The 24,083-nt window shown below is 59.4% G+C and carries 21 protein-coding genes; 6 read left to right on the top strand and 15 right to left on the bottom strand.

What is annotated here, in order from left to right; genetic code table 11:
• Positions 1 to 10 precede the first annotated feature (10 nt).
• The 3 genes from ACA070_RS09560 to ACA070_RS09550 all read right to left on the bottom strand — a co-directional run bounded on the left by ACA070_RS09560 (position 11) and on the right by ACA070_RS09550 (position 2,637).
• Positions 11 to 748: an S-methyl-5'-thioinosine phosphorylase gene (locus ACA070_RS09560; RefSeq protein WP_497450909.1), complete on the bottom strand. Its 738-nt coding sequence runs from the start codon at positions 746 to 748 to the stop codon at positions 11 to 13.
• A gap of 12 nt (positions 749 to 760) precedes the next feature.
• Positions 761 to 1,771 carry a beta-N-acetylhexosaminidase gene (gene nagZ, locus ACA070_RS09555; RefSeq protein ID WP_462026409.1) on the bottom strand — a complete coding sequence of 337 codons (1,011 nt, stop codon included), beginning with the start codon at positions 1,769 to 1,771 and terminating at the stop codon, positions 761 to 763.
• Between the two features lie 158 nt (positions 1,772 to 1,929).
• The gene (locus tag ACA070_RS09550; RefSeq protein WP_131059947.1) at positions 1,930 to 2,637 is read right to left on the bottom strand and encodes a TetR/AcrR family transcriptional regulator; all 708 of its coding nucleotides are present in this window, start codon (positions 2,635 to 2,637) and stop codon (positions 1,930 to 1,932) included.
• Between the two features lie 229 nt (positions 2,638 to 2,866).
• Here ACA070_RS09550 and lexA point away from each other — a divergent pair, with 229 nt between their 5' ends.
• Together lexA and sulA are read left to right on the top strand one after the other, a co-directional pair.
• On the top strand, positions 2,867 to 3,475 hold the full coding sequence (gene lexA, locus ACA070_RS09545) for a transcriptional repressor LexA (RefSeq protein WP_438661918.1): 609 nt from the start codon (positions 2,867 to 2,869) through the stop codon (positions 3,473 to 3,475).
• A 10-nt stretch (positions 3,476 to 3,485) separates the two neighbouring features.
• Positions 3,486 to 3,959: an SOS-induced cell division inhibitor SulA gene (gene sulA, locus ACA070_RS09540; protein ID WP_497450908.1), complete on the top strand. Its 474-nt coding sequence runs from the start codon at positions 3,486 to 3,488 to the stop codon at positions 3,957 to 3,959.
• Between the two features lie 92 nt (positions 3,960 to 4,051).
• Here sulA and ACA070_RS09535 read toward each other — a convergent pair whose 3' ends face one another.
• From ACA070_RS09535 to ACA070_RS09505, 7 genes are all read right to left on the bottom strand, one after another.
• Positions 4,052 to 4,285 carry a hypothetical protein gene (locus ACA070_RS09535; protein ID WP_010456352.1) on the bottom strand — a complete coding sequence of 78 codons (234 nt, stop codon included), beginning with the start codon at positions 4,283 to 4,285 and terminating at the stop codon, positions 4,052 to 4,054.
• Between the two features lie 106 nt (positions 4,286 to 4,391).
• Positions 4,392 to 4,916 (bottom strand): DUF6586 family protein, encoded by a 525-nt coding sequence (locus ACA070_RS09530; RefSeq protein WP_497450907.1) that lies wholly within the window; start codon positions 4,914 to 4,916, stop codon positions 4,392 to 4,394.
• Positions 4,917 to 5,058: 142 nt separating this feature from the next.
• A complete protein-coding gene (gene topA, locus ACA070_RS09525; protein WP_497450906.1) occupies positions 5,059 to 7,686 on the bottom strand; it encodes a type I DNA topoisomerase in 2,628 nt (875 codons plus the stop codon).
• Positions 7,687 to 7,800: 114 nt separating this feature from the next.
• Positions 7,801 to 8,037, bottom strand: a complete 237-nt coding sequence (locus ACA070_RS09520) for a DUF1653 domain-containing protein (RefSeq protein ID WP_046047845.1) — start codon at positions 8,035 to 8,037, stop codon at positions 7,801 to 7,803.
• Positions 8,038 to 8,137: 100 nt separating this feature from the next.
• Positions 8,138 to 9,313: an acetyl-CoA C-acyltransferase FadA gene (gene fadA / locus ACA070_RS09515; RefSeq protein ID WP_008007076.1), complete on the bottom strand. Its 1,176-nt coding sequence runs from the start codon at positions 9,311 to 9,313 to the stop codon at positions 8,138 to 8,140.
• Between the two features lie 32 nt (positions 9,314 to 9,345).
• Positions 9,346 to 11,493 (bottom strand): fatty acid oxidation complex subunit alpha FadB, encoded by a 2,148-nt coding sequence (fadB, locus tag ACA070_RS09510; protein ID WP_497450905.1) that lies wholly within the window; start codon positions 11,491 to 11,493, stop codon positions 9,346 to 9,348.
• 540 nt (positions 11,494 to 12,033) lie between these two features.
• Positions 12,034 to 12,471 carry a hypothetical protein gene (locus tag ACA070_RS09505; RefSeq protein WP_109628973.1) on the bottom strand — a complete coding sequence of 146 codons (438 nt, stop codon included), beginning with the start codon at positions 12,469 to 12,471 and terminating at the stop codon, positions 12,034 to 12,036.
• A gap of 104 nt (positions 12,472 to 12,575) precedes the next feature.
• On the opposite strand from ACA070_RS09505, the gene ACA070_RS09500 reads away from it, so the two are divergent.
• Positions 12,576 to 13,016: a universal stress protein gene (locus ACA070_RS09500; protein WP_008028495.1), complete on the top strand. Its 441-nt coding sequence runs from the start codon at positions 12,576 to 12,578 to the stop codon at positions 13,014 to 13,016.
• Positions 13,017 to 13,206: 190 nt separating this feature from the next.
• On the opposite strand, the gene ACA070_RS09495 is transcribed toward ACA070_RS09500, so the two are convergent.
• A complete protein-coding gene (locus tag ACA070_RS09495) occupies positions 13,207 to 15,126 on the bottom strand; it encodes an ATP-binding cassette domain-containing protein (protein WP_497450904.1) in 1,920 nt (639 codons plus the stop codon).
• Positions 15,127 to 15,339: 213 nt separating this feature from the next.
• Between ACA070_RS09495 and ACA070_RS09490 the strand changes: the two genes are divergently transcribed.
• The gene (locus tag ACA070_RS09490; RefSeq protein ID WP_497450903.1) at positions 15,340 to 17,268 is read left to right on the top strand and encodes a transglycosylase SLT domain-containing protein; all 1,929 of its coding nucleotides are present in this window, start codon (positions 15,340 to 15,342) and stop codon (positions 17,266 to 17,268) included.
• Between the two features lie 72 nt (positions 17,269 to 17,340).
• On the opposite strand, the gene ACA070_RS09485 is transcribed toward ACA070_RS09490, so the two are convergent.
• Together ACA070_RS09485 and ACA070_RS09480 are read right to left on the bottom strand one after the other, a co-directional pair.
• Complete coding sequence (locus ACA070_RS09485; protein WP_497451932.1) at positions 17,341 to 18,366, bottom strand: Fic family protein; 1,026 nt, start codon at positions 18,364 to 18,366, stop codon at positions 17,341 to 17,343.
• A 68-nt stretch (positions 18,367 to 18,434) separates the two neighbouring features.
• Complete coding sequence (locus tag ACA070_RS09480) at positions 18,435 to 20,201, bottom strand: ABC transporter transmembrane domain-containing protein (protein WP_497450902.1); 1,767 nt, start codon at positions 20,199 to 20,201, stop codon at positions 18,435 to 18,437.
• A gap of 257 nt (positions 20,202 to 20,458) precedes the next feature.
• Here ACA070_RS09480 and ACA070_RS09475 point away from each other — a divergent pair, with 257 nt between their 5' ends.
• Positions 20,459 to 20,638, top strand: coding sequence for a PA1571 family protein (locus ACA070_RS09475; protein WP_497450901.1), 180 nt, complete (start codon positions 20,459 to 20,461; stop codon positions 20,636 to 20,638).
• A 185-nt stretch (positions 20,639 to 20,823) separates the two neighbouring features.
• Here ACA070_RS09475 and pdxB read toward each other — a convergent pair whose 3' ends face one another.
• Complete coding sequence (pdxB, locus tag ACA070_RS09470) at positions 20,824 to 21,966, bottom strand: 4-phosphoerythronate dehydrogenase PdxB (protein WP_497450900.1); 1,143 nt, start codon at positions 21,964 to 21,966, stop codon at positions 20,824 to 20,826.
• Positions 21,967 to 22,306: 340 nt separating this feature from the next.
• Between pdxB and ACA070_RS09465 the strand changes: the two genes are divergently transcribed.
• A complete protein-coding gene (locus tag ACA070_RS09465; protein WP_497450899.1) occupies positions 22,307 to 23,710 on the top strand; it encodes an MATE family efflux transporter in 1,404 nt (467 codons plus the stop codon).
• Between the two features lie 108 nt (positions 23,711 to 23,818).
• Here ACA070_RS09465 and tusA read toward each other — a convergent pair whose 3' ends face one another.
• Positions 23,819 to 24,070: a sulfurtransferase TusA gene (gene tusA / locus ACA070_RS09460; RefSeq protein ID WP_214381966.1), complete on the bottom strand. Its 252-nt coding sequence runs from the start codon at positions 24,068 to 24,070 to the stop codon at positions 23,819 to 23,821.
• Positions 24,071 to 24,083: the final 13 nt, after the last annotated feature.

Raw genomic sequence — 24,083 nt, 5'->3', positions numbered from 1 at the left:
CCGCAGAAACTCAACCCGCCAACACCCGCGCCAACGTCGACTTGACCTTCCCCATCCCGTCATGCAACGCCTGCTCGATCTCGGCCATGGTGATCACCGCGGTGGATTTGCCTGCTGCCGGGTTCACCACCAGCGCCAGACACGCATACTCCAGCTCCAGCTCACGGGCCAATGCCGCTTCCGGCATCCCGGTCATGCCAACGATGTCGCAGCCATCACGTTCCAGCTTCGCGATTTCTGCGACGGTTTCCAGACGTGGACCCTGAGTGCAGGCGTAAACGCCCTGACTGCTGTAATCGACGCCTTCAGCCGCCAGCGCGGCGATCAATTGCTGACGTAACGTCTCGCTGTAGGGAAAGCTGAAGTCGATGTGGGTCACGTATTCCAGGTCATCGGCGAAATAGGTGTGTTCGCGACCGCTGGTGTAGTCGATCAGTTGATGCGGCACGCAGAAGTGTCCAGTGCCCATCGCGGCATGGATTCCGCCCACGGCGTTGACAGCGAGGATCGCTTCGGCGCCGGCCTGCTTCAGCGCCCAGAGGTTGGCGCGGTAGTTCACCTGATGCGGCGGAAAACGGTGCGGGTGACCGTGACGGGCGAGGAACAGCACTTCCTTGCCGGCGTATTCACCGATCTGCACGTCGGCCGAAGGCGGGCCATAGGGCGTATCCACCGCCAGTGACTGACGAATGCTCAGACCTTCGAGTTGAGTCAGGCCGGTGCCACCGATAATCGCGTAAACCGTCATAACGAAAAGTCCTTATTCAATCAGTTGAGCTTCTTTAAGCGCGCCTACAGCTGCAAGCCAGCGAGGGTCTTGGCGATATTCGATGTTGGCGTACGACTGGCCGCGCATCCGCGCGATGCGCTCGGATGGTTTGACCTTCAGACGTTGGGCGGCGCTCAGGGCCAGTTCCGCAGCAGCACGGTCGTTGCACACCAGGCCCATGTCGCAACCAGCGGTCAGTGCAGCTTCGATACGGCTGGCCGCATCGCCCACCACGTGGGCGCCGGCCATGGACAGGTCGTCGCTGAAGATCACGCCATCGAATTGCAGCTCGCCGCGCAGGATGTCCTGCAACCAGCGGCGGGAAAAGCCGGCGGGCTGGGAATCGACTTGCGGGTAGATAACGTGGGCCGGCATGACGGCGGCCAGCTGCTTGCTCAATTTGGCGAACGGCACCAGGTCGTTGGCGCGGATTTCGTCGAGGCTGCGCTCATCGTTCGGGATCGCGACGTGGGAATCCGCCTCGGCCCAACCGTGACCGGGGAAATGCTTGCCGGTGGCGGCCATGCCGGCGCTGTTCATGCCGCGTATGAATGCACCGGCGAGCAGCGCTGCGCGCTCTGGGTCACCTTCAAACGAACGGGTACCGACGACGGCGCTGCGCTGGTAATCCAGGTCCAGCACCGGGGCGAAGCTCAGATCGAGGCCGACGGCCAGCACTTCGGTGGCCATGATCCAGCCGCATTGCTCGGCCAGGTACTCGGCGTTCGGGTTGTCAGCGATGGCGCGCATGGCCGGCAATCGCACGAAGCCTTGGCGCAGACGCTGAACGCGACCGCCCTCCTGGTCCACCGCCAGCAGCAGATCGGGACGAATGGCGCGGATCGCGGCGCTCAGCTCGCGCACCTGGCGCGGGTTTTCGATGTTACGGGCGAAAATGATCAGGCCGCCCACTTCGGGCTGACGCAACAATTGGCGATCTTCGGCCGTCAGCCAGGTACCGGCGACGTCCACCATCAACGAGCCTTGCAGGCCAGCAGTCATAGAGATTCCTTGATAACGAAAAAACCGGCTCGCGTGAATGCGCCGCCTTGGGCGATGCCCGGCAGGTCGGCGATATCAATGGGGAGCGGGTTCAGAACGAGAGTCGGCATGGGCGGCTAGCTTAGCGGATGTCAGCCGCCGCGCCCACCCGTGCGGTGTTAAACCTTGGCGGCAGCCGGGGCCGACTTGCTGCGCGGACGCAGCTGCGCGGTAGCCATGGCCGCGTCGGTGACGCCGGTTTCGGCCCGCATGCCCGCGGCCAGGAACGGCACCATCAGGCGCATCACTTGTTCAATGGACGTGTTGACGCCGAAATCGGTCTCGGCAATGGCCCGCAACGCCTTGATCCCCGACATGCTGAACGCTGCGGCACCGAGCATGAAGTGCACGCGCCAGAACAACTCGATCGGCGGAATGCGCGGCGCGGCTTCGTTGACGAGCATCATGTAGCGACGGAACACTTTGCCGTACATGTCTTCCAGATAACGACGCAGGTGGCCCTGACTCTGACTGAACGCCAGCCCCAGCAACCGCATGAAGATAGATAGATCGTTGCCGCTGCGAGGCTGCACGACGAGAGCCTGCTCAACAAGAATTTCGAGCAACTCTTCAAGGGTCGGCTTGTTTTCAGGCTTGGACTGACGCCGCTCCAGCTCTTTATCAAGGCTCAGGCAAAACGGCCCGAGAAAGCGCGAGAAGACAGCCTGGATCAGCGCCTTCTTCGAACCGAAGTGATAATTGACCGCCGCCAGATTGACCCCAGCCTTGCTGGTGATCAGACGCAACGAGGTTTCAGCGAAACCTTTTTCCGCGAACAACTGCTCGGCAGCATCAAGAATGCGTTCAACGGTTTCCGACTGGGCCATGGCTACTCCGCCTGACAAACACTTGTTTGAAACATACGTTTCAGCCTGTGCATTGTCAAGCTTGCCGGTTCGTTTTGGGAATGGTCGGTCAGCTATTTAACCATACAACGGCGAGGCTTTAATCAGCAGGCTGATTGACCGTCCAGCGGCGGGCGAAAAAAGGGGCATTGCCAAGACCGTTTCACTGTATATAATCCCAGTCACTGTATAAAAAGACAGAGCGATCAATATGCTAAAGCTGACGCCACGCCAAGCAGAGATTCTGGCCTTCATCAAACGCTGCCTCGAAGACAACGGCTACCCGCCGACCCGTGCGGAAATCGCTCAGGAACTGGGTTTCAAGTCGCCCAACGCGGCGGAAGAACACCTCAAGGCGCTGGCCCGCAAAGGTGCGATCGAGATGACCCCGGGCGCTTCCCGCGGCATTCGCATCCCGGGCTTCGAAGCCAAGGCCGACGATTCCACCTTGCCGATCATTGGCCGAGTGGCTGCCGGAGCGCCGATTCTGGCTCAGCAGCACATCGAGGAGTCCTGCAACATCAACCCTGCCTTCTTCCATCCGCGCGCTGACTATCTGCTGCGCGTTCATGGCATGAGCATGAAGGACGTCGGCATTTTCGACGGAGACCTGCTGGCCGTCCACACCACCCGGGAAGCCCGCAACGGCCAGATCGTCGTGGCGCGGATCGGTGACGAAGTGACCGTCAAGCGCTTCAAGCGCGATGGCAGCAAGGTTTGGTTGCTTGCCGAAAACCCTGAATTCGCCCCTATCGAAGTAAACCTGAAAGATCAGGAACTGGTGATCGAAGGCTTGAGTGTTGGCGTCATTCGCCGCTAAAGGAGGCTTTATGCAGTTCCCACACACATCACAGCAAGCCCAACTGCCGTTGTTCGAGGCATTCATGGTGCAACCGATGGCGCCGATCCTGAAAGACGTGGTCGAGTCGCCCTGGAGCGCCGAACCCGAAGTCTTCAGCGAGCTTTCACTGCGTGGTGCGGCCGGGAACTGCCTGAACCTATTGGCGCCGATTCTCCGGGAACTGAGTCAGGATCAGGACGCGCGGTGGCTGACACTGATCGCCCCGCCCGCCAGCCTGACTCAGGCGTGGTTGCGAGACGCTGGCCTTAACCGCGAACGCATCCTGCTGCTGCAACCTCGTGGAACCCAGAGCGCTCAGCAGCTGACCTGCGAAGCCTTGCGCCTGGGCCGTAGCCACACGGTTGTCAGTTGGCTCAATCCCTTGAACACAAATTCGCGGCAGCAGTTGATCAGCGCAGCCCGTACCGGGGATGCGCAGAGCCTGAATATTCGCTTGGGTTGAGGTGTAAACAATGCGCGCATGAATAGCGCGGGGCTTCTCAAAGGATAGAGAAGCCGGTTCGTAGCCGGATCAGCAGAAAGCGACGAAGGGGATCAGTGGAGGACCCGCGAACTCTCATCGGTATTGAATTCGCCTTCAACCAGGCGCCCTGCCATCTGAACACCGACGCTCAACATCGCCTTGGCGACTTCCACGTGCTGGCCCTGCAGGAAAGCCTTGGCATCCTCGGAGAAATCCAAAGTAACCAGAGAACCCTCGTCCTCGGCCCTGCGCAGCTCGATTCGGCCGTCTGGTAACTCGACAATTTCTAGAAAGGACGTTGGCATAAAGGTCTGTTCTCCACGAAAGGCGGGGATTATATAGGCATCGGCCAGGCTTCGCTCGGTAACTTGACCAGCAGCGCTTTTAATCGCACCGCCGGGTCTCAGTCGATCAGCACTCGTTCAAGCCTTCGCGAAACCTGATTGCGAGCGCTTTCAAATTCTGACGCCAGCTCTCCAGCTCTTCGCGACTCAATTCCTCAGGCACCTCTTCTTCATCCAGGTTAACCGCCAGGATGAGCGGCTGAGTCACGTCACCCTTGGGCTTGTGCGGAGCGCGAGGCGGTTGAAACATCGCCGCGTGAGCAGCCAGCAGCTTGGCGAGCCAGGTTTCCCGATTCTGAGCCAACTCGACCAACTCAGCCATCTCTGGAATGGCGATGGCTTCCAGCACTTCGCGAGTCAGCAGCATCTCAGCCCGAGGTGCATTGGCCTGAGGCAAACGGTAGAAGCCGGCAATTTCATGGCACAGCCCCAGCAACGCACCGTACAGGTGGAATAACGCCGACTCGCGCCCTGCCTGAATCAGCGCCAGGGAATTCATCGCCCGCCCCTCTTCGGCTCTGGCGAGCGCTTCAAGCGACAGGCCGGCGAAATAAATCTTCTGATTGGTACGGGTATAGAGTTCGTGGGCCATGACGGCAGCCTCCACAACGAAATAATTGCTTAACGCAGGTCAGACAGTGTCGTGGATCAGCCGATCTGACCGCAAGCACAAAACAAAAAGGCCGCATGAAAACCCGAGGGTTGTCATGCGGCCTTTTGTGTACAGCCTTTTTTTACGCTTTGGCTGCCGGACGCTTGTCTTCAACCGTCCATTTGCCGCCGTCGTAGTACGCTTTCCAGCCAGTCGGCTTACCGTCGACTTCAGTTTGCACGTACTGCTCTTTGGTCTTGCGGCTGTAACGGATGACAGCAGGCAGGCCGTCCGGATCTTTCTTCGGTGCTTCACAGAGGAAGTGGTACTTCGGATCGATCTCATCCTTGTGCGGCACAATTTCGATGACCAGCGGAGCACGCGTCTCGCGGTTTTTCGGGAATTGGCTGGCCGCCAGGAACAGGCCGGAAGCGCCGTCACGCAGAATGTAGGTGTCGTTGACCTTTTCGCATTTCAGCTCAGGCATCTTCACCGGGTCCATCTTCGGCGGTGCCGCATCACCGCTTTTCAGCAACTTGCGGGTGTTCTTGCACGTTGCGTTGGTGCAACCGAAGAACTTGCCGAAACGGCCGGTCTTGAGCTGCATCTCGCTGCCACACTTGTCGCATTCCAGGCTTGGACCTTCGTAGCCCTTGATGCGATAGGTGCCCTCTTCGATTTCATAACCAGCGCAATCCGGGTTGTTACCGCAGATGTGCAGCTTGCGTTTCTCATCGAGCAGGTAAGCGTCCATCGCCGTGCTGCAGATCGGGCAGCGGTGCTTGCCGCGCAGCACCAGGGATTCCGACTCACCCTCGTCGTCCGCCGCGATTTCGTCGCCCGGCACCAGGTTGACAGTGGCCTTGCAGCGTTCTTTCGGCGGCAGGCTGTAACCCGAGCAACCCAGGAACACGCCGGTCGATGCGGTACGAATCTGCATCGGACGACCGCACAACACGCACGGAATGTCAGTCATCACCGGCTGGTTGGCGCGCATGCCGCCTTCGGCGCTTTCGGCTACTTCGAGCTTCTTCTTGAAGTCGCCGTAGAACTCGTCGAGCACGTTTTTCCAGTCGCGTTCGCCCTGGGCCACGTCATCGAGGTTCTCTTCCATGCCGGCGGTGAAGCCGTAGTCCATGAGATTGGAGAAGCTCTCGGCCAGACGCTCTGTAACGATGTCGCCCATCTTTTCCGAATAGAAACGACGGTTGTGCAGCGCAACGTAGCCACGGTCCTGGATAGTCGAAATGATCGCCGCGTAGGTCGAAGGACGACCGATACCGCGTTTTTCCATTTCTTTAACCAGGCTCGCTTCCGAGTAACGCGCAGGTGGCTTGGTGAAGTGCTGGGTCGGATCAAGCTTGATCAGCTTCATCGCGTCGCCCTGGGCCATGTCCGGCAGCACGTCGTCATCGCCTGGCTTGGCGATTTGCGGCATGACGCGGGTGTAACCGTCGAACTTCAGGATGCGGCCCTTGGCGCGCAGCTCGAAATCGCGGGCACCGACGGTGACCGTGGTCGACAGGTATTGGGCCGGCAGCATCTGGCAAGCGAGGAACTGGCGCCAGATCAGCTCGTAGAGCCGCTCTGCATCACGCTCCATGCCCGACAGCTTGCTTGGCTCGGTGTTGGCGTCAGACGGACGAATCGCTTCGTGAGCCTCTTGTGCGCCTTCCTTGCTGCTGTAGACATTCGGGTTTTCCGGCAGGTACTTCTTGCCGAATTCGCCTTCAATATAAGTGCGCGCCATCGTCACGGCATCAGCCGACAGGTTGGTGGAGTCGGTACGCATATATGTGATGTAGCCGGCTTCGTACAAACGCTGGGCCATCATCATGGTTTTCTTCACGCCGAAGCCCAGGCGGTTACTGGCAGCCTGTTGCAGGGTGGAGGTGATGAACGGTGCCGATGGCTTGCTGCTGGTCGGTTTGTCTTCGCGCTTGACGATGCTGTAGCTGGAAGCCTTGAGCTTCTCCAGCGCGGCCATGGCCTGGGCTTCGTTGAGCGGCTTGAAGGCCTCGCCTTTCTCGCGAGCCACGTCGAAGCGCACGGTCGCGCCCTTGGCGGTGCCGAGGTCAGCGTGGACTTCCCAGTATTCTTCCGGGTTGAAGGCGCGGATTTCACGTTCACGCTCGACCACCAGCTTCACGGCAACCGATTGCACGCGACCGGCGGACAGGCCACGGGCAACTTTGGCCCACAGCAGTGGCGAAACCATGTAACCCACGACGCGGTCGAGGAAACGACGCGCCTGCTGTGCGTTTACACGATCGATGTCCAGCTCGCCCGGCTTGGAAAAGGCTTCCTGAATCGCCTTCTTGGTGATTTCGTTGAACACCACGCGCTTGTAGCGGCTGTCGTCACCACCAATGGCTTCGCGCAGGTGCCAGGCAATGGCTTCCCCCTCGCGATCCAAGTCGGTTGCGAGATAGATGGTGTCAGCATCTTTGGCGAGCCGGCGCAGCTCTTCGATGACCTTTTCTTTGCCCGGGAGGATCTCGTACTTGGCTTTCCAGCCATGATCGGGATCGACACCCATGCGCGAGACCAGCTGCTTGCGCGCCTTCTCTTTCGGCGTGAGCACCGGACCTTCACCCGCGGCGGCCTTGCCGCGCTTGGCGGCTGGCTCTTTGCTGGCGCTAGCCGAACCGCTGGTGGGCAGGTCTCGGATATGGCCGATACTCGACTTCACCACGTATTGGTTACCCAGATACTTGTTGATGGTCTTGGCCTTAGCCGGGGATTCCACAATGACCAGCGATTTGCCCATGGATCAGAAAATTCCTGAATTCTAGAAGTGAAAGGCGGTTGGCGCCTGACGCGGCACCGCTATATATAGTGGCTACAAGGTGAGGTCAAGCGCAGGGTCTTGCGCGCACTCAGCTTATGGCTTGGAAAAAAGGCTCGGTTCGGCTTGCACCAAAGCAAAGCGCGGCACCTGTTCGCCGTCAACCTCGACCGACTCCAGGAACATGCTCAAGGGACGTACCCAAAAGCCGTAATCGCCATACAGGGCTTGGTAGAAGACCACTTCTTCTTCGGTTTCCGAATGCCGCGCGATGCTGAATACGCGGTACTGCGGACCTTTGTAATGCTGGTAGAGCCCAGGTTGTATCGGCATGGTTTGGCCCTCACTCAAATCTTTTAAAAATAAAAACAAAAAATAAATTCAGAAAAACAAAAACCGGGGCACTTGGCCCCGGCTTCCATCAGCGAAACGCTTAAACGCGTTCGAAGACGGTGGAGATGCCTTGGCCGAGACCAATGCACATGGTGGCTACCCCGAAGGTGCCGCCATTCTGCTTCATCACGTTCAGCAAAGTGCCGGAGATACGGGCACCGGAGCAACCGAACGGGTGACCCAGGGCGATCGCGCCGCCGTGCAGGTTAACCTTCTCGTTCATCTTGTCGAGCACTTTCAGATCTTTCAGCACTGGCAGGGCCTGTGCGGCGAAAGCTTCGTTGAGCTCGAAGAAGTCGATATCGTTAATGCCAAGGCCCGCACGCTTCAGTGCTTTCTGAGTGGCCGGTACTGGACCATAGCCCATGATTGCCGGGTCCACACCTGCCACTGCCATCGAGCGGATAACCGCCATCGGCTGGATGCCCAGGTCCTGTGCACGTTGCGCCGACATCACGATCATGCACGAAGCACCGTCAGTGATCTGCGACGAAGTACCGGCCGTTACGGTGCCGCCCTTCGGGTTAAACGCTGGCTTCAGTGCTGCCAGGCTTTCCAGGGTGGTTTCCGGACGAATGGTTTCGTCGTAGTCGAACAGTTTCAGGAAACCGTTCTCGTCGTAGCCCTGCATCGGGATGATTTCGTCTTTGAACTTGCCTTCCAGGGTCGCCTTGTGAGCGAGCTGGTGGGAGCGCACGCCGAAAGCGTCCTGTTGTTCGCGAGTGATGCCGTGCATTTTGCCCAGCATTTCAGCGGTCAGGCCCATCATGCCCGAGGCTTTCGCCGCATACAGCGACATGTGCGGGTTCGGATCGACACCGTGCATCATGCTCACGTGGCCCATGTGCTCGACGCCGCCGACGACGAACACGTCACCGTTGCCGGTCATGATCGCCTGTGCGGCAGTGTGCAGCGCGCTCATCGACGAACCGCACAGACGGCTGACGGTCTGGCCGGCGGCAGTGTGCGGGATCTGCGTCATCAAGGAAGCCATGCGGGCGATGTTCCAGCCCTGCTCCAGGGTCTGGTTTACACAGCCCCAGATCACGTCTTCGACTTCGCTCGGGTCAACCTTGACGTTGCGCTCCAGCAATTTGCTGATCAGGTGCGCCGACATGTCTTCGGCGCGGGTGTTGCGGTGCATGCCGCCCTTGGAGCGGCCCATCGGAGTACGACCGAAGTCGACAATCACGACGTCTCTTGGATTCAAGCTCATAAAATTTCACTCTCGCTCAAAAGTTGGGACGCTTAACCGAAGAACCGTTGGCCGGTTTTGGCCATTTCACGCAGTTTTGCGGTCGGGTGGTACAGCGCGCCCAAATCAGCGTATTGGTCAGCCAGGGCAACGAACTCGGCAACACCGATCGAATCGATGTAGCGCAGCGCACCGCCACGGAATGGAGGGAAACCAATACCGTAGACCAGACCCATGTCGGCTTCGGCGGCGGTTTCGACAATGCCGTCTTCCAGGCAACGCACGGTTTCCAGGCACAGCGGGATCATCATCCAGTTGATGATGTCTTCGTCAGTGACTTCGCGCTGCTCGTAAACGATCGGCTTGAGCACTTCCAGCACCGACGGATCGGCCACTTTCTTCTGCTTGCCGCGCTTGTCGGTCTCGTAAGCGTAGAAACCCTTGCCGTTTTTCTGGCCCAGGCGCTTGGCTTCGTAGAGTACGTCGATAGCCGAACGGCGATCGTCTTTCATGCGGTCCGGGAAACCTTCAGCCATTACGTCACGACCGTGGTGGCCGGTGTCGATGCCGACCACGTCCATCAGGTATGCCGGGCCCATTGGCCAGCCGAATTTTTCCATGATCTTGTCGATACGGACGAAGTCCACACCGGCGCTGACCAGCCTGGCGAAACCGCCGAAGTACGGGAACAGGACGCGGTTGACCAGGAAGCCCGGGCAGTCGTTGACGACGATCGGGTTCTTGCCCATTTTCTTGGCGTAGGCAACGGTGGTGGCAACGGCCAGCTCGCTGGACTTCTCGCCACGAATCACTTCAACCAAAGGCATCATGTGCACCGGGTTGAAGAAGTGCATGCCGACGAAGTTTTCCGGACGCTTGAGGGCTTTGGCCAGCAAGGTGATGGAAATGGTCGAGGTGTTGGACGCGAGGATGGTGTCCTCTTTGACCTTGTCTTCGACTTCGGCCAGAACGGCTTGCTTGACCTTCGGGTTCTCGACAACAGCTTCAACGACCAGGTCAACGTGACCGAAATCACCGTAGGACAGGGTCGGACGAATGCCGTTAAGCACTTCAGCCATTTTCGCCGGGGTCATGCGGCCTTTATCAACGCGGCCGACCAGCAGCTTGGCGGCTTCAGCCAGACCCTGCTCGATACCGTGCTCGTTGATGTCCTTCATCAGGATCGGCGTGCCTTTGGAAGCCGACTGATAAGCGATACCGCCACCCATGATGCCGGCGCCCAATACAGCAGCCTGCTTCACGTCTTTGGCGATTTCGTCGTAGGCCTTGGCCTTTTTCTTCAGCTCCTGATCGTTCAGGAACAGACCGATCAAGCTCTGCGCGGCAGAGGTCTTGGCCAGTTTGACGAAACCGGCGGCTTCGACTTCCAGCGCCTTGTCACGACCGAAGTTCGCGGCTTTCTGGATGGTCTTGATCGCTTCAACCGGTGCCGGGTAGTTCGGACCCGCTTGACCTGCCACGAAACCTTTGGCGGTTTCGAAAGCCATCATTTGTTCGATCGCGTTCAGTTTCAGCTTTTCCAGCTTCGGCTGACGCTTGGCCTTGTAGTCAAACTCGCCGGAAATGGCGCGCTTGATCAGCTCCAGGGCCGCTTCCTGCAATTTCTCAGGAGCAACCACGGCATCGACGGCGCCGACTTTCAGCGCGTCTTCAGGACGGTTTTCCTTGCCGGCGGCAATCCACTCGATGGCGTTGTCGGCACCGATCAGGCGCGGCAGACGCACGGTACCGCCGAAACCTGGGTAGATGCCCAGTTTGACTTCCGGCAGACCGATCTTGGCCTTGGTGGACATGACGCGGTAGTCCGCCGCCAGGCACATTTCCAGACCGCCACCCAGAGCGATGCCGTTGATCGCGGCGACAGTCGGGACGTTGAGGTCTTCGAAATCGCTGAAAATCTTGTTGGCTTCCAGGTTGCCAGCAACAAGCTCTGCATCCGGCAGCTTGAAGTTCTCGACAAATTCGGTGATGTCGGCGCCGACGATGAAGACGTCCTTGCCACTGCTGACGATCACACCCTTGATCGAAGCATCTGCCTTGATGGTGTCTACGGCCTGACGCAGTTCGTTCAGGGTTAGACGGTTGAACTTGTTAACGGACTCACCCTTGAGGTCGAATTTCAGTTCGACGATGCCACTTTCAAGAGCCTTAACCGTGATGGCTTTACCTTCGTAAATCATCAACTGATCTCCACGATATGGAAGCTGAACAGTACACGTCGGACGCAGGCGAATGGCTTGGCAGGACGCTTATCGTCGATGCTAACGCCAATCCACCCGGCACACCCGCCAACGCGATAGTCGGGATTCTGTAGGAGCGGTCTGAAATACAAACGCTCAATTCATACGCCCGTTTGATTTGGGTACGCCACCTTCACGGAATTTCCGACAATTGTCAATCGCCCAAAATACGGGTGGAAACGCGACTTTGCGGTCACTTCCGTACTGCGAAGATCTTCAACACGCATCTGCATGTGAGTCCATTCATAGGATCAATAGTTAGAAAAGTCGCCCTAATTCGCTGCAGCCTTTGTTTAACAGGCTACGCTGGCGGGAACTTGAGAAAAAAATATGAACACTTTTGGCGAACGCCCGGCGTAAGATCTGCGGCACAAAGAATTACCGGCCTGCCTGGCCAACCCCAGCCCGATGATGATGTCGGGCTTTTTATTGCCTGTCTGTCGGAGGTTTCGCGCCATTGCAGCGCGAAATGTCCGTGAATCATGCCAGCGCTTTCAGCACCGCATCGATGTCCTGCAAAACCGTCGCCTCGCCCTTCTCGCCCCAATACAGGGTGATCATCTGCTTGTCCGCCTCAACCTTGTAGACGTTGGCCGGCAATTTTTCGAAATGATTGAGCAGCACTCGATCTTCGCAAACTTCCTGCCACTGGTTCACCCAAACACCCGGCGACTTTTGCCAGTAACTCCAGCACGCGGGCTGATTGCCACGGCGCGGCCGATGGTACTGGGCGCAAGGGCTCGGCGGCTCCTGACTCAGCCAGTGCGGCCACTCCTGGGGCGCAAGCTGCATGGCCAGCCCGATACGGCGCGCCTCCATGCGCAAGGCCATGCGCCCGCTCTGTCCACGGGACGGCCGCAACCACGCCAGCGGACTCAGTACCACCAGCAAGATTGACACCACTATCCAGACCGTCATATCTGTACTCCCGATTCTTGATGAGCGCTTTGAGTCACTTTGGAACCAATGCGCTTGAAACCAGCCATACTTACCAATATTGCAATCCTCAGGAGGAGCACCTCATGCCCTACAACCACATTCTGGTCGCTGTAGATCTAACCGAAGAGTGCGACCCTGTAATCCACCGCGCTCGCGAGCTGTCGGTGAGCAACGGAGCGAAATTATCCCTGGTCCACATCGTCGAGCCGATGGCCATGGCCTTTGGCGGCGACGTCCCCATGGACCTGTCACAACTGCAACAGCAGCAGTTCGATCAGGCCAAGGAACGCCTGGACCGACTGATCGTGAAGTATCCGGAGCTCTCCAAAGAATACAGTCACCTGACCTACGGCCAGCCACGCCAGGAGATCCACCACCTGGCCAAGGAACAGACCTGCGACCTGATCGTGGTAGGCAGCCATGGCCGCCACGGCCTGGCACTGCTGCTGGGCTCGACGGCCAATGACGTGCTGCACGGTGCGCCGTGTGATGTGCTGGCGGTGCGCCTGCAAAACAAGAGCTGACAACACTTTTCCAATGTGGGAGTGAGCCTGCTCGCGATTACGATGTAACAGTCGACAATTTGTTGAATGTTCAACCGCAATCGCGAGCAGGCTCGCTCCCACAGGGGCTTTGCGACAACTCCGGATTGCATTCCATACGAAAAGCCCGGCGCTCATCACTGAACGCCGGGCTTTTTTATTGCAGGATCAATCAGGCATCCAGCTCGGCCCAACGCTCGACCATCACGTCGTGCTCAGCCTGCAACTGCTCAAGCTGAGCGATCACGGCAGCGGTCTCGGCCGCAGGACGCTGATAGAAACCGGCATCGGCCATTTGGGCCTCAACGGCAGCGATCTGCTGCTCCATGGCTTCGATCTGAGCCGGCAACATCTCCAGCTCACGCTGCAACTTGTAGCTGAGCTTCTTCTTCGCCACTGGTGCTTCGACCGCCACAGCAACCGGCGCCGCTTCGGCCGTCACAACTGCCGAAGTCAGGTCGGCTTTGCCGGACTTGCTCTCGGTCACGCCCAGCAGGCGCGGCGAGCCGCCCTGACGCAGCCAGTCCTGGTAACCACCAACGTACTCACGAACCTTGCCTTCACCTTCGAAGACCAGGGTGCTGGTGACCACGTTGTCGAGGAATGCCCGGTCGTGACTGACCATCAGCACGGTGCCGTTGAAGGTCAGCAAGACCTCTTCCAACAGCTCGAGGGTTTCCACGTCGAGGTCGTTGGTCGGTTCGTCGAGGACCAGCAGGTTCGCCGGTTTGCTGAACAGTTTGGCCAGCAGCAGACGCGCACGCTCACCACCCGACAGCGCCTTCACTGGCGTGCGGGCACGCTGCGGGCTGAACAGGAAGTCGCCGAGGTAGCTCAACACGTGACGGCTCTGACCATCGATATCGATGAAGTCGCGACCTTCGGCCACGTTGTCGATCACCGTCTTTTCCAGGTCCAGTTGATGGCGCAACTGGTCGAAGTAAGCCACGTCGATGCGCGTCCCCTCTTCCACTGTGCCGCTGGTTGGTTGCAAACCGCTGAGCATCAGCTTGAGCAGTGTGGTTTTACCGGTACCGTTGGCGCCAAGCAGACCGATACGGTCGCCGCGCGTCAGGACCATCGAGAAATCCTTGATCAGGAACGGGCCACCCGGATGCGCGAAACTCACGTTCTCGAGGACCATCACCTGCTTGCCGGATTTGTCAGCGGTATCCAGCTGAATGTTGGCCTTGCCGGTGCGCTCGCGACGTTCGCTGCGCTCGACGCGCAGGGCTTTCAATGCACGTACGCGGCCTTCATTACGGGTGCGACGGGCCTTGATGCCCTGGCGGATCCAGACTTCTTCCTGGGCCAGCTTTTTGTCGAACAGCGCGTTGGCCGTTTCTTCAGCGGCCAGGGAGGCTTCCTTGTGCACGAGGAAACTGGCGTAGTCGCCGTTCCAGTCGATCAGGCCGCCGCGATCCAGTTCCAGAATGCGGGTCGCGAGGTTCTGCAGGAATGAACGGTCGTGCGTGATGAACAGTACGGCGCCCTGGAAATCCTTCAGCGCTTCTTCGAGCCAGGCAATTGCACCGATGTCCAGGTGGTTGGTCGGCTCGTCGAGCAGCAGCAGGTCCGGTTCGGAAACCAGGGCCTGGGCCAACAGGACGCGTCGACGCCAGCCGCCGGACAATTCGGCGAGGGTCTTGTCGGCCGGCAACTGCAAACGGCTCAAGGTGCTGTCGACCAGTTGCTGCAAACGCCAGCCATCGCGGGCTTCGAGGTCGTGCTGGACGTGCATCAGTTTGTCCAGGTCGGCGTCGGTGACGATGTTCTGGCTCAGGTGGTGATACTGCGCGAGCAGCTCGCCGACACCGTCCAGGCCTTCGGCCACTACGTCGAACACGGTCCGCTCGTCGGCTACCGGCAATTCTTGCGGCAATTCGCCAATCTTGAGGCCGGGTGCGCGCCAAACGGAGCCTTCGTCGGGCTTCTGGTCGCCCTTGACGAGCTTCATCATGCTGGACTTGCCAGTGCCATTGCGGCCGATGATGCACACCCGCTCACCACGGGCGATCTGCCAGGACACCTTGTCCAACAACGGCATAGCGCCGAAAGCAAGGGACACATCGCTGAATTTGAGCAGGGTCATGAGCTTCTCCAAAAACCGGGCGCGCATTCTACCTGACTTGAGGCTTCAGAAGGCCGGCAATTTCAATGTCGAAGCACTCTGCATGACAATTGTTGCGAACTTGTGCAGAGAGGCCGGCAAAGCTTTCGCCCGTTGCTGGCAAAAGGCTAAGCTACAGACAATTCAGTGCAGGTTAAGCCTGCACTTGTCGTGATTTCTCTGCCCGGACGTCTCATGCGCAGTCGCCTTTTCAGTCTTTTGTCTTGCTTGCTTCTTTCTGCCACTGCCGTTCAAACCGCCCAGGCGGTGGACCTGTCCACCCAGCGTCAATATTACGATGAAGCCAAGCGTGCCTTGGCCAAGGGCGATACCGGCCCGTACTTTCGTTATAGCCAGGCCCTCAGCGATTATCCGCTGGAGCCGTATCTGGCCTATGACGAACTGACCGCGCGCCTGAAAACCGCCAGCAATGCCGAGATCGAAAAATTCCTCGCCGAACACGGTGACCTGCCCCAGGCCAACTGGATGAAATTGCGCTGGTTGCGCTGGCTGGCGGATCGCGGCGACTGGGCGACCTTCGTCAAGTACTACGACCCCAAGCTCAATTTCACTGAACTGGACTGCCTGAACGCGCAGTACCAGATCGGCCATAACCAGAAAACCGAAGGCTACGCCAACGCCAACAAACTCTGGCTGACCGGCAAATCCCAACCCGCCGCCTGCGACGCGCTGTTCGGGCAATGGGCCGCCGAAGGTCAACTGACCGAACAAAAACGCTGGGAGCGCACCAAGCTCGCCGCCCAGGCGCGTAACTATCCGCTGGCCAACAGCCTGGTCAACGGCCTGACCACCCTCGCCCCTCGCGGTCGTTTGCTGGTGGACGTGGCGCAGAAACCCGAACTGCTGAATCAGCCATCGCGCTTCACCCCGGCCGACGAACCGATGTCCGACGTGGTCAGCCTCGGCCTGCGCCGCTTGGCCCGCCAGGACCCTGACAAGGCCATGAATCTGCTCGACGGCTATGCCAGCAGCATGCATTTCTCCCGAGACGAAAAAGTGGCGATCGCCCGTGAAATCGGGTTGACCCTCGCCAAGCGCTTCGATCCGCGCGCGTTGGACATGATGACCAGGTACGATCCGGAGCTGCGTGACAACACCGTGTCCGAATGGCGCATGCGCCTGCTGTTGCGTCTGGCCCGCTGGGACGATGCCTATCAGTTGACTCGCCGCTTGCCGCAGGATCTGGCGACCACCAACCGCTGGCGCTACTGGCAGGCCCGCAGCCTGGAACTGGCGCAACCACAGAACCCGGAAGCGCAAACGCTCTACAAGAACCTCGCTCGCGAGCGCGATTTCTACGGTTTCCTCGCTGCCGATCGTTCGCAATCACCTTACTCGCTGAACAACAAACCCCTGGTCCTGAGCCAGGCGCTGATCAACAAGGTGCGCAATACGCCAGGCGTTCGTCGCGCCCTGGAATTCCACGCCCGCGGGCAGATCGTCGACGGTCGTCGCGAGTGGTACCACGTCAGCCGTCACTTCAGCCGTGACGAAATGGTCGCCCAGGCGAAACTGGCCTACGACCTGAAATGGTATTTCCCGGCGATCCGCACCATCAGCCAGGCGCAATACTGGGACGATCTGGACATCCGCTTCCCGATGGCCCACCGCGAGACCCTGGTGCGTGAAGCCAAGGTCCGAGGCCTGCACTCGAGCTGGGTGTTCGCCATTACCCGCCAGGAAAGCGCCTTCATGGCCGACGCCCGTTCCGGCGTCGGCGCCAGCGGCCTGATGCAGCTGATGCCCGGCACCGCCAAGGAAACCGCGCGCAAATTCAGCATCCCGCTGGCCTCGCCGCAGCAAGTGCTCGACCCGGACAAGAACATCCAGCTCGGCGCCGCTTACCTGAGCCAGGTTCACAGCCAGTTCAACGGCAACCGCGTCCTCGCCTCCGCTGCCTACAACGCCGGCCCCGGCCGTGTGCGCCAGTGGCTGCGCGGCGCTGACCATCTGAGCTTCGACGTGTGGGTGGAAAGCATCCCGTTCGACGAAACCCGCCAGTACGTGCAGAACGTGCTGTCGTACTCGGTGATCTACGGCCAGAAGCTCAACTCCCCGCAGCCGCTCGTGGATTGGCATGAGCGGTACTTCGACGATCAGTGATCCGGTTTGACGCGCTAAAAAAATGCCCGCATTGAAAAATGCGGGCATTTTTTATGAATGTTCAAACGTTGATCACTGGCGCGCTGCCGTTCGCTCGCCAAGCTCGGTCAGTCGATACTTTTGAACTGGACTGCGGGGGGAGTCGGGGTCAGTCATTTCAATCAATCCGAGAGCTAATGCAGGCGTGAGATAGTTAGCCCGAAAGGTCGCCTTGTGGGCTAGACCAACCTCTGCCATCAGATCGTTAACCTTGAGTGGAACGTTTCCACGCAGAGCAATCAGCAGTTTCGCTACTTGGTCGGTTACTTGGTCGGTTACTTGGTCGGTCGTAGGTTCACTTCGGGCGGCCTCGTTAAGACCAACGCTCAACGCTTGCAGCATGAACTCGACAAAAGGCGTTGATTCAGCCAGTTGATCCGCTGCCGACAACGCAGCGTAATAGGCGTCCTGCTGCTCTCGAATCACCGCTTCGACTGGCAGATAAGCCAACACCGGCCGCCACTGACTGAGTATCAAGGTTTGCCAGAGTCGCCCCATACGCCCATTTCCGTCGGCGAAGGGATGAATAAACTCGAACTCGTAGTGAAACACGCAGCTGACGATCAATGGGTGCCAATCTGAATCGCTGAGCCACGCCAGCAAATCGTCCATCAAGTGCGCAACGCGACTCGGCGGCGGCGCCATGTGGACTAATTTTTCGCCACGGTAAATACCCACGCCGGCTCGGCGAAACTGCCCACAGTCGTCAATCAATCCGCCCATCAGCAACTCATGCGCCCTTAGCAGGTCAGAGCGACTGCTCGGCCCCCACTCGGGCATGGCTTCATAAGCCGCAAACGCGTTACGCACTTCCTGGATTTCTCGCGGCAGCCCAAGAACCCGTCGCCCCGCCAGAACTGCAGTCACCTGCTCAACGCTGAGGGTGTTGTTCTCGATCGCCAAAGAAGCCTGAATCGTACGAATTCGATTACTGCGCCGTAGTTGAGGCGTCTGCAGGCGTTCGTCCACAGCCGTCAACTGACCGATTTGCTCGCTGATCTCGGCGATCAACGCCAGCATTCTGGTGGTCAGGGTCAACGGTGGTTGATAACGGCTCATATCCTCATCCAGGCTCGCAACAGAGGTCGACATAATGCCCGAACCTTGCAGCATTCAGCAGCTCTCATTCATGCCGCTTCGTGCCCATCACTAAACTGCAACGCCGCCAACCGCGCATACAGCGCATTACCCGCGATCAACTCCTGATGCGTCCCTACCGCCACCAGTTTTCCTTGATCCATCACCGCGATCCGGTCGGCATTTTTCACCGTGGCCAAACGGTGGGCGATGACCAGGGTGGTACGGTTTTTCATCAGGCTTGGCAGGGCTTGCTGGATCAGGTGTTCGCTCTGCGCATCGAGGGCGCTGGTGGCTTCGTCGAGCAACAGGATGGGCGCGTCCACCAGCAGCGCCCGTGCGATGGCCAGGCGTTGGCGCTGGCCGCCGGACAACCCGAGGCCGCCGTCGCCCAGGTGGGTCTGGTAGCCGTTGGGCATTTGCTCGATGAAGTCATGTGCGTAGGCAATTTTTGCCGCTTCCTGGACTTGGGCCAGGGTTGCTGTCGGGTTGCCGTAGCGGATGTTCTCTTCGATGCTGCCGAAGAACAGCGCCGGGTTTTGCGAGACCAACGCGAAGCAGCGACGCAGGTCGAGGGGATCGAGTTGGGTCAGCGGCACGCCATCGAGCAGGATCTGTCCCGAGGCGGGATCGTAAAAACGCAGCAGCAGGTCATACACGGTGGATTTCCCGGCACCGGACGGACCGACCAGAGCGAGGGTTTCGCCCGCATTGATGGTCAGACTCAAGCCATCCACGGCATAGCTTTCCGGACGCGACGGGTAGGAAAAGCGCACATCTTGCAGCGCCAGATCGCCCTTCACCCGATCTGGCAAGATGACCAAACCCGAGGTTGGCGGCTGGATGATGTTTTCCGAACGTAGCAGTTCGGCAATCCGCTCGGCCGAGCCCGCCGCTCTCTGCAACTCGCCGATCACTTCGCTCAACGTGCCGAAGGCGCTGCCGACAATCAGGCTGTAGAAGACGAACGCCGCCAGTTCACCTGCCGAGATTCGTCCGGCGATCACGTCCATGCCGCCGACCCACAACATCACGCCAACCGCGCCAAGCACCAGCACGATCACCAGCGTAATCAGCCAGGCCCGTTGAAAAATGCGTTTGCGCGCCGTGTTGAATGCCTCCTCCACCGTCACGGCAAAGCGCTGCTCATCCTGCACCTGATGGTTGTAGGCCTGCACGGTTTTTATCTGGCCGAGGGTTTCGGAGACGTAGCTGCCAATGTCGGCAATGCGGTCCTGACTCAGGCGCGACAGGCTGCGTACCCGGCGGCCGAAAATCAAGATCGGTGCGATCACCAGCGGCAACGCCACGACCACGATGCTGGTGAGTTTGGGATTGGTGATAAACAGCAAGATGATTCCGCCGATCACCATCAGCAAATTGCGCAAGAACAGCGACAACGAAGAGCCGATCACCGATTGCAGCAACGTGGTGTCGGCGGTCAGCCGTGACTGAATCTCGGAGCTGCGATTGTCTTCATAGAATCCCGGATGCAGATAAACCAGGTGGTTGAACACTTGCTTGCGGATGTCCGCGACCACACGCTCGCCGATCCACGACACCAGATAGAAGCGCGCAAAGGTGCCAATCGCCAGCCCGATCACCAGCACCATGAACAGACCGATGGTCTGGTTGAGCAAATGCGCCGATTGGGTCATGAAACCCTGATCCACCAGCAAGCGAATGCCCTGCCCCATCGACAAGGTGATGCCGGCGGTGACGATCAAGGCGAGCAAGGCACCGAAGGCCGGCCAGCGATAAGGTGCAAGAAAACGACTGGTCAGGCGAATCGCGCGGCGGTGACGGGCAGAGAGCATCGGGTTATCCAGAACGCAATTGATGGGACCAGCCTATACCGCTTAAGTGGGGTGGAACTCTGTGAATCACAATGAGTCAGGTTAATTATGACCACAACGACTAGCACCTAGACGCTATTGGTCTAAAGTCCGGGTGGCAACACCGCAGTATTTCTGGTGGACTGATATTGCCGCCCAGGAGAGATCGCAGGGAGTTGTCACAGCCCGGTCACCTGGCGGTTTTAAAGTAGGTACACAACCTGATGAGGAGACAGGCCATGTCCTTGCAAAACAGCAGCGATGACAAAATTGAAGTGATCCGCACACAGCCAGACCAGTCTCTGGGTTGCTCGATTATCGATAAGGATGGGCACGAAGTACCGATCACTGAAGGCATGATCCAGGACGCGTGCCGCGAACTGGAAAAGCGATTGGTCAAGCCTGCCGAACAAAAGTGATATAGCCACCGTCTTCTTGACCCGGCCCTGATGGCCGGGTTTTTTGTGGGTGCTTGTCTGAGAACTGCGGCGCGGCCATCGCGAGCAGGCTCGCTCCCACAGGAGATCTCCAGTGGATGCAGATGTTATGTACTAAAAAAATCAAATGTGGGAGCGAGCCTGCTCGCGATAGTGCCAACTCGGTCTCAGACAGCCGTTGCGCCCAGCGCCGCCACAATCTTCTGCAACTCAGCCGACTCCCCCTCAATCCGCACCGTCAACCCATCAATCTCCCGCCGCTGCGGGTAATGTTTGCGTAACGCATCAAACGCCGCACGCTGCTCGCTCACATTGCCTACAAGGCTGCGACGGAAATCCGCATCGTCCCGGCGCGGGTCGTACACACCGCGGCACAGCATTGCCAGTGCCCAGGCCGGATCGCTTTCAGCGTTCAGAGTCACTTGCGACACCCACGGCGCCGGCAGCAAATCGCTCAAGCTGACCTGGGCCGGCTGCCCGATAAATTCGCAATACGCCTGATAGATCTGCGCCGTCCCTCGCTGCTTGCCATCGAGGCTGTAGCCGGCAATGTGCGGCGTTGCCAGCACGCAGAGTTCGGCCAGCGCCACATCGACTTCAGGCTCGCCTTCCCAAACGTCGAGCACCGCTTGCAGGTCTTCGCGTTGCAACAACACCTGGCGCAGGGCGGCGTTGTCCACCACCGGTCCACGACTGGCGTTGATCAGCCAGGTGCCAGACTTGAGTTGGTTCAGTCGAGTTTTATCGAACAGATGCCAGGTCGACTGCGAGCCGTGTTTCTTCAAAGGGGTGTGCAGACTGATGACGTCGCACTGCTCGATGATCTGTTCGAGGCTGACGTAATCGCCACCTTCAGCGGCTTGCCTTGGCGGATCACAGACCAGCACATTCCAGCCCAGACCTTTCAAGACGTTGACCAGTCGACCGCCGACTTCACCGGCACCGACCACGCCGTAAGTGCGCCGAGTCAGGTCAGCACCTTCGATTTCGGCCAGGGTCAGCAGGCTGCCGAGCACGTAGTCGACCACGCCCCGCGCATTGCAACCGGGCGCACTGGACCAGGTAATGCCGAGCTGTTGAAAGTAATCCAGGTCCAGGTGATCCGTGCCGATGGTGCAGGTGCCGACAAAGCGCACCTTGCTGCCTTCGAGCAGCGCGCGATTGACGTTGGTCACCGAACGCACCAGCAGCACATCGGCCTGCTCGACGGTGGCGCGGTCGATGGAACGTCCCGGCACCCGGCGGATTTCGCCGAACCCTTCGAAGAAGGCATCGAGCAGCGGGATATTTTCGTCGGCAACAATCAGCATGGCAGGCTCCTTTGGCGGATCGGCAGTGTAGGCGGAGATGACCATTGTGGGCCAGTAAGCATTGCACGCCCTCTGTAGCAGCTGGCGAAGCCTGCGTTCGGCTGCGTAGCAGTCGTGAAATCAGACGCTGCGGTGATTCAGGAAAACCGCATGCTCAGGTCTCGCGACTGCTGCGCAGCCGAACGCAGGCTTCGCCAGCTGCTACAAGGTTGAGTCACCACAGGAATGTCGATACGTTCGAAAACTGATTACAAATAGGTAACACAGGACTTTTCCTGACCACTGCGTCAAGGCGTAGAATGCGCCGCCTCGTGCATCAAAATCTTTGGACGTTTCGCCCTTGAATTCCGTAACTGACCGCCCCGCCGCTACTTCCCTCTCCCGCCCGGCCCGGGTTCGCCAGGAGCTGAAAAACCTGCTCGGCCTGGCGTTGCCGATCATGATCGCGCAACTGGCGACCACCGCCATGGGCTTCGTCGATGCGGTGATGGCGGGCCGGGTCGGCCCGCGTGATCTGGCGGCTGTGGCGCTCGGCAACTCGATCTGGGTTCCGGTGTTTCTGTTGATGACCGGCACCTTGCTGGCCACCACCCCGAAAGTCGCCCAGCGCTTCGGTGCCGGCACCCACAGCGAGATCGGCCCGATCGTACGTCAGGCGTTATGGCTGGCCTTGGTGGTGGGTTTGATGGCGACCGGTATGCTGCTCAGTGCCGAACCGATCCTGCACATGATGAAGGTCGACCCCGAACTGATTGGCCCGTGCATGCAGTACCTGCACGGCATCGCCAGCGGCCTGCCCGCCGTCGCCTTCTACCATGTGTTGCGTTGTTTCAGTGACGGACTGGGGCGTACGCGTCCGGCGATGGTCCTCGGCCTGTGCGGGTTGGCGCTGAATATTCCGCTGAATTACATCTTCATCTATGGCCACTTCGGTGTGCCGGCCATGGGCGGTGTCGGTTGCGGCTGGGCCACGGCCATTGTGATGTGGGTGATGGCGCTGGGCATGGCCGGCTGGGAACGCTGGGCTCCGGCCTATCAGTCGAGTCAGTTGTTCAGCCGTTTCGACTGGCCGCAATGGTCGGTGATCAAACGCCTGCTGGGCATCGGCCTGCCCATCGGCATCGCGGTGTTCGCCGAGTCGAGCATCTTCGCCGTGATCGCCCTGCTGATCGGCAGCCTCGGCGCCACCGTGGTGGCAGGACACCAGATCGCCCTGAACTTCAGCTCGCTGGTGTTCATGATCCCCTACTCCCTCGGCATGGCCGTGACCGTGCGGGTCGGCCAGGCGCTCGGTCGCCAGGAGCCGCGAGAAGCGCGCTTCGCCGCCGGTGTCGGCATGGGCACGGCGTTGGCGTACGCGTGTATTTCGGCGAGCATGATGCTGTTATTGCGCGAACACATCGCAACGATCTACACCGCCGACCCGACGGTGATTCGAGTGGCGGCGATGCTGATTGTGTATTCGGCGCTGTTCCAGTTTTCCGATGCGATCCAGGTCACGGCGGCCGGCGCACTGCGCGGTTATCAGGACACTCGGGTGACGATGATCCTGACGCTGTTCGCTTACTGGGGGATCGGATTGCCGGTGGGCTACGCCTTGGGGCTGACCGACTGGTTCGGCACGCCGAGCGGCCCGAGCGGGCTGTGGCAGGGTTTGATCGTGGGCTTGAGTTGCGCGGCGCTGATGCTGTCGATCCGCCTGACGCGCAGTGCACGCAAGCGGATCCGCAACGGGCTGAGTTGACCCTGTGGGAGCCAGCCTGCTGGCGATTGCGGTGATTCAGTTAACAATGATGTTGAGTTTGAATCAGCCATCGCCAGCAGGCTGGCTCCCACAATAGTTTTTTGTGGGTCAATCGGACTTCTTGCGGATCCAGTAGAGGTAGGTGCCTGCCTCTTCGTGCTGCGCGACCAGTTCGTGGTCGAGAAACACGCAGAACTTGGGAATGTCGCGACGGGTCGACGGGTCGGTCGCGATCACCTTGAGCAGGCCGCCGGGCGCGAGGTCGCGGATGTGCTGGTGCAGCATCATCACCGGTTCCGGGCAGTTGAGGCCGGTGGCGTCGAGGGTGCCGTCTACCGGCGTATCAAGCATTTCACTCATGATTCACTCCTGA

The organism is Pseudomonas sp. LBUM1678 (assembly GCF_059695575.1).
This window is presented reverse-complemented; position numbering and strand designations above follow the sequence as displayed.

Coding starts and splice junctions, on each gene's coding strand:
- ACA070_RS09475 (WP_497450901.1), top strand. CDS start 20,459: ATGTCCTTGCAAAACAGCAGCGATGACAAAATTGAAGTGATCCGCACA.
- fadB (WP_497450905.1), bottom strand. CDS start 11,493: ATGATTTACGAAGGTAAAGCCATCACGGTTAAGGCTCTTGAAAGTGGC.
- ACA070_RS09500 (WP_008028495.1), top strand. CDS start 12,576: ATGCCCTACAACCACATTCTGGTCGCTGTAGATCTAACCGAAGAGTGC.
- sulA (WP_497450908.1), top strand. CDS start 3,486: ATGCAGTTCCCACACACATCACAGCAAGCCCAACTGCCGTTGTTCGAG.
- ACA070_RS09480 (WP_497450902.1), bottom strand. CDS start 20,201: ATGCTCTCTGCCCGTCACCGCCGCGCGATTCGCCTGACCAGTCGTTTT.
- topA (WP_497450906.1), bottom strand. CDS start 7,686: ATGGGCAAATCGCTGGTCATTGTGGAATCCCCGGCTAAGGCCAAGACC.
- ACA070_RS09520 (WP_046047845.1), bottom strand. CDS start 8,037: ATGCCGATACAACCTGGGCTCTACCAGCATTACAAAGGTCCGCAGTAC.
- ACA070_RS09490 (WP_497450903.1), top strand. CDS start 15,340: ATGCGCAGTCGCCTTTTCAGTCTTTTGTCTTGCTTGCTTCTTTCTGCC.
- tusA (WP_214381966.1), bottom strand. CDS start 24,070: ATGAGTGAAATGCTTGATACGCCGGTAGACGGCACCCTCGACGCCACC.
- pdxB (WP_497450900.1), bottom strand. CDS start 21,966: ATGCTGATTGTTGCCGACGAAAATATCCCGCTGCTCGATGCCTTCTTC.
- ACA070_RS09535 (WP_010456352.1), bottom strand. CDS start 4,285: ATGCCAACGTCCTTTCTAGAAATTGTCGAGTTACCAGACGGCCGAATC.
- ACA070_RS09560 (WP_497450909.1), bottom strand. CDS start 748: ATGACGGTTTACGCGATTATCGGTGGCACCGGCCTGACTCAACTCGAA.
- ACA070_RS09550 (WP_131059947.1), bottom strand. CDS start 2,637: ATGGCCCAGTCGGAAACCGTTGAACGCATTCTTGATGCTGCCGAGCAG.
- ACA070_RS09485 (WP_497451932.1), bottom strand. CDS start 18,366: ATGAGCCGTTATCAACCACCGTTGACCCTGACCACCAGAATGCTGGCG.
- fadA (WP_008007076.1), bottom strand. CDS start 9,313: ATGAGCTTGAATCCAAGAGACGTCGTGATTGTCGACTTCGGTCGTACT.
- ACA070_RS09505 (WP_109628973.1), bottom strand. CDS start 12,471: ATGACGGTCTGGATAGTGGTGTCAATCTTGCTGGTGGTACTGAGTCCG.
- nagZ (WP_462026409.1), bottom strand. CDS start 1,771: ATGACTGCTGGCCTGCAAGGCTCGTTGATGGTGGACGTCGCCGGTACC.
- ACA070_RS09495 (WP_497450904.1), bottom strand. CDS start 15,126: ATGACCCTGCTCAAATTCAGCGATGTGTCCCTTGCTTTCGGCGCTATG.
- lexA (WP_438661918.1), top strand. CDS start 2,867: ATGCTAAAGCTGACGCCACGCCAAGCAGAGATTCTGGCCTTCATCAAA.
- ACA070_RS09530 (WP_497450907.1), bottom strand. CDS start 4,916: ATGGCCCACGAACTCTATACCCGTACCAATCAGAAGATTTATTTCGCC.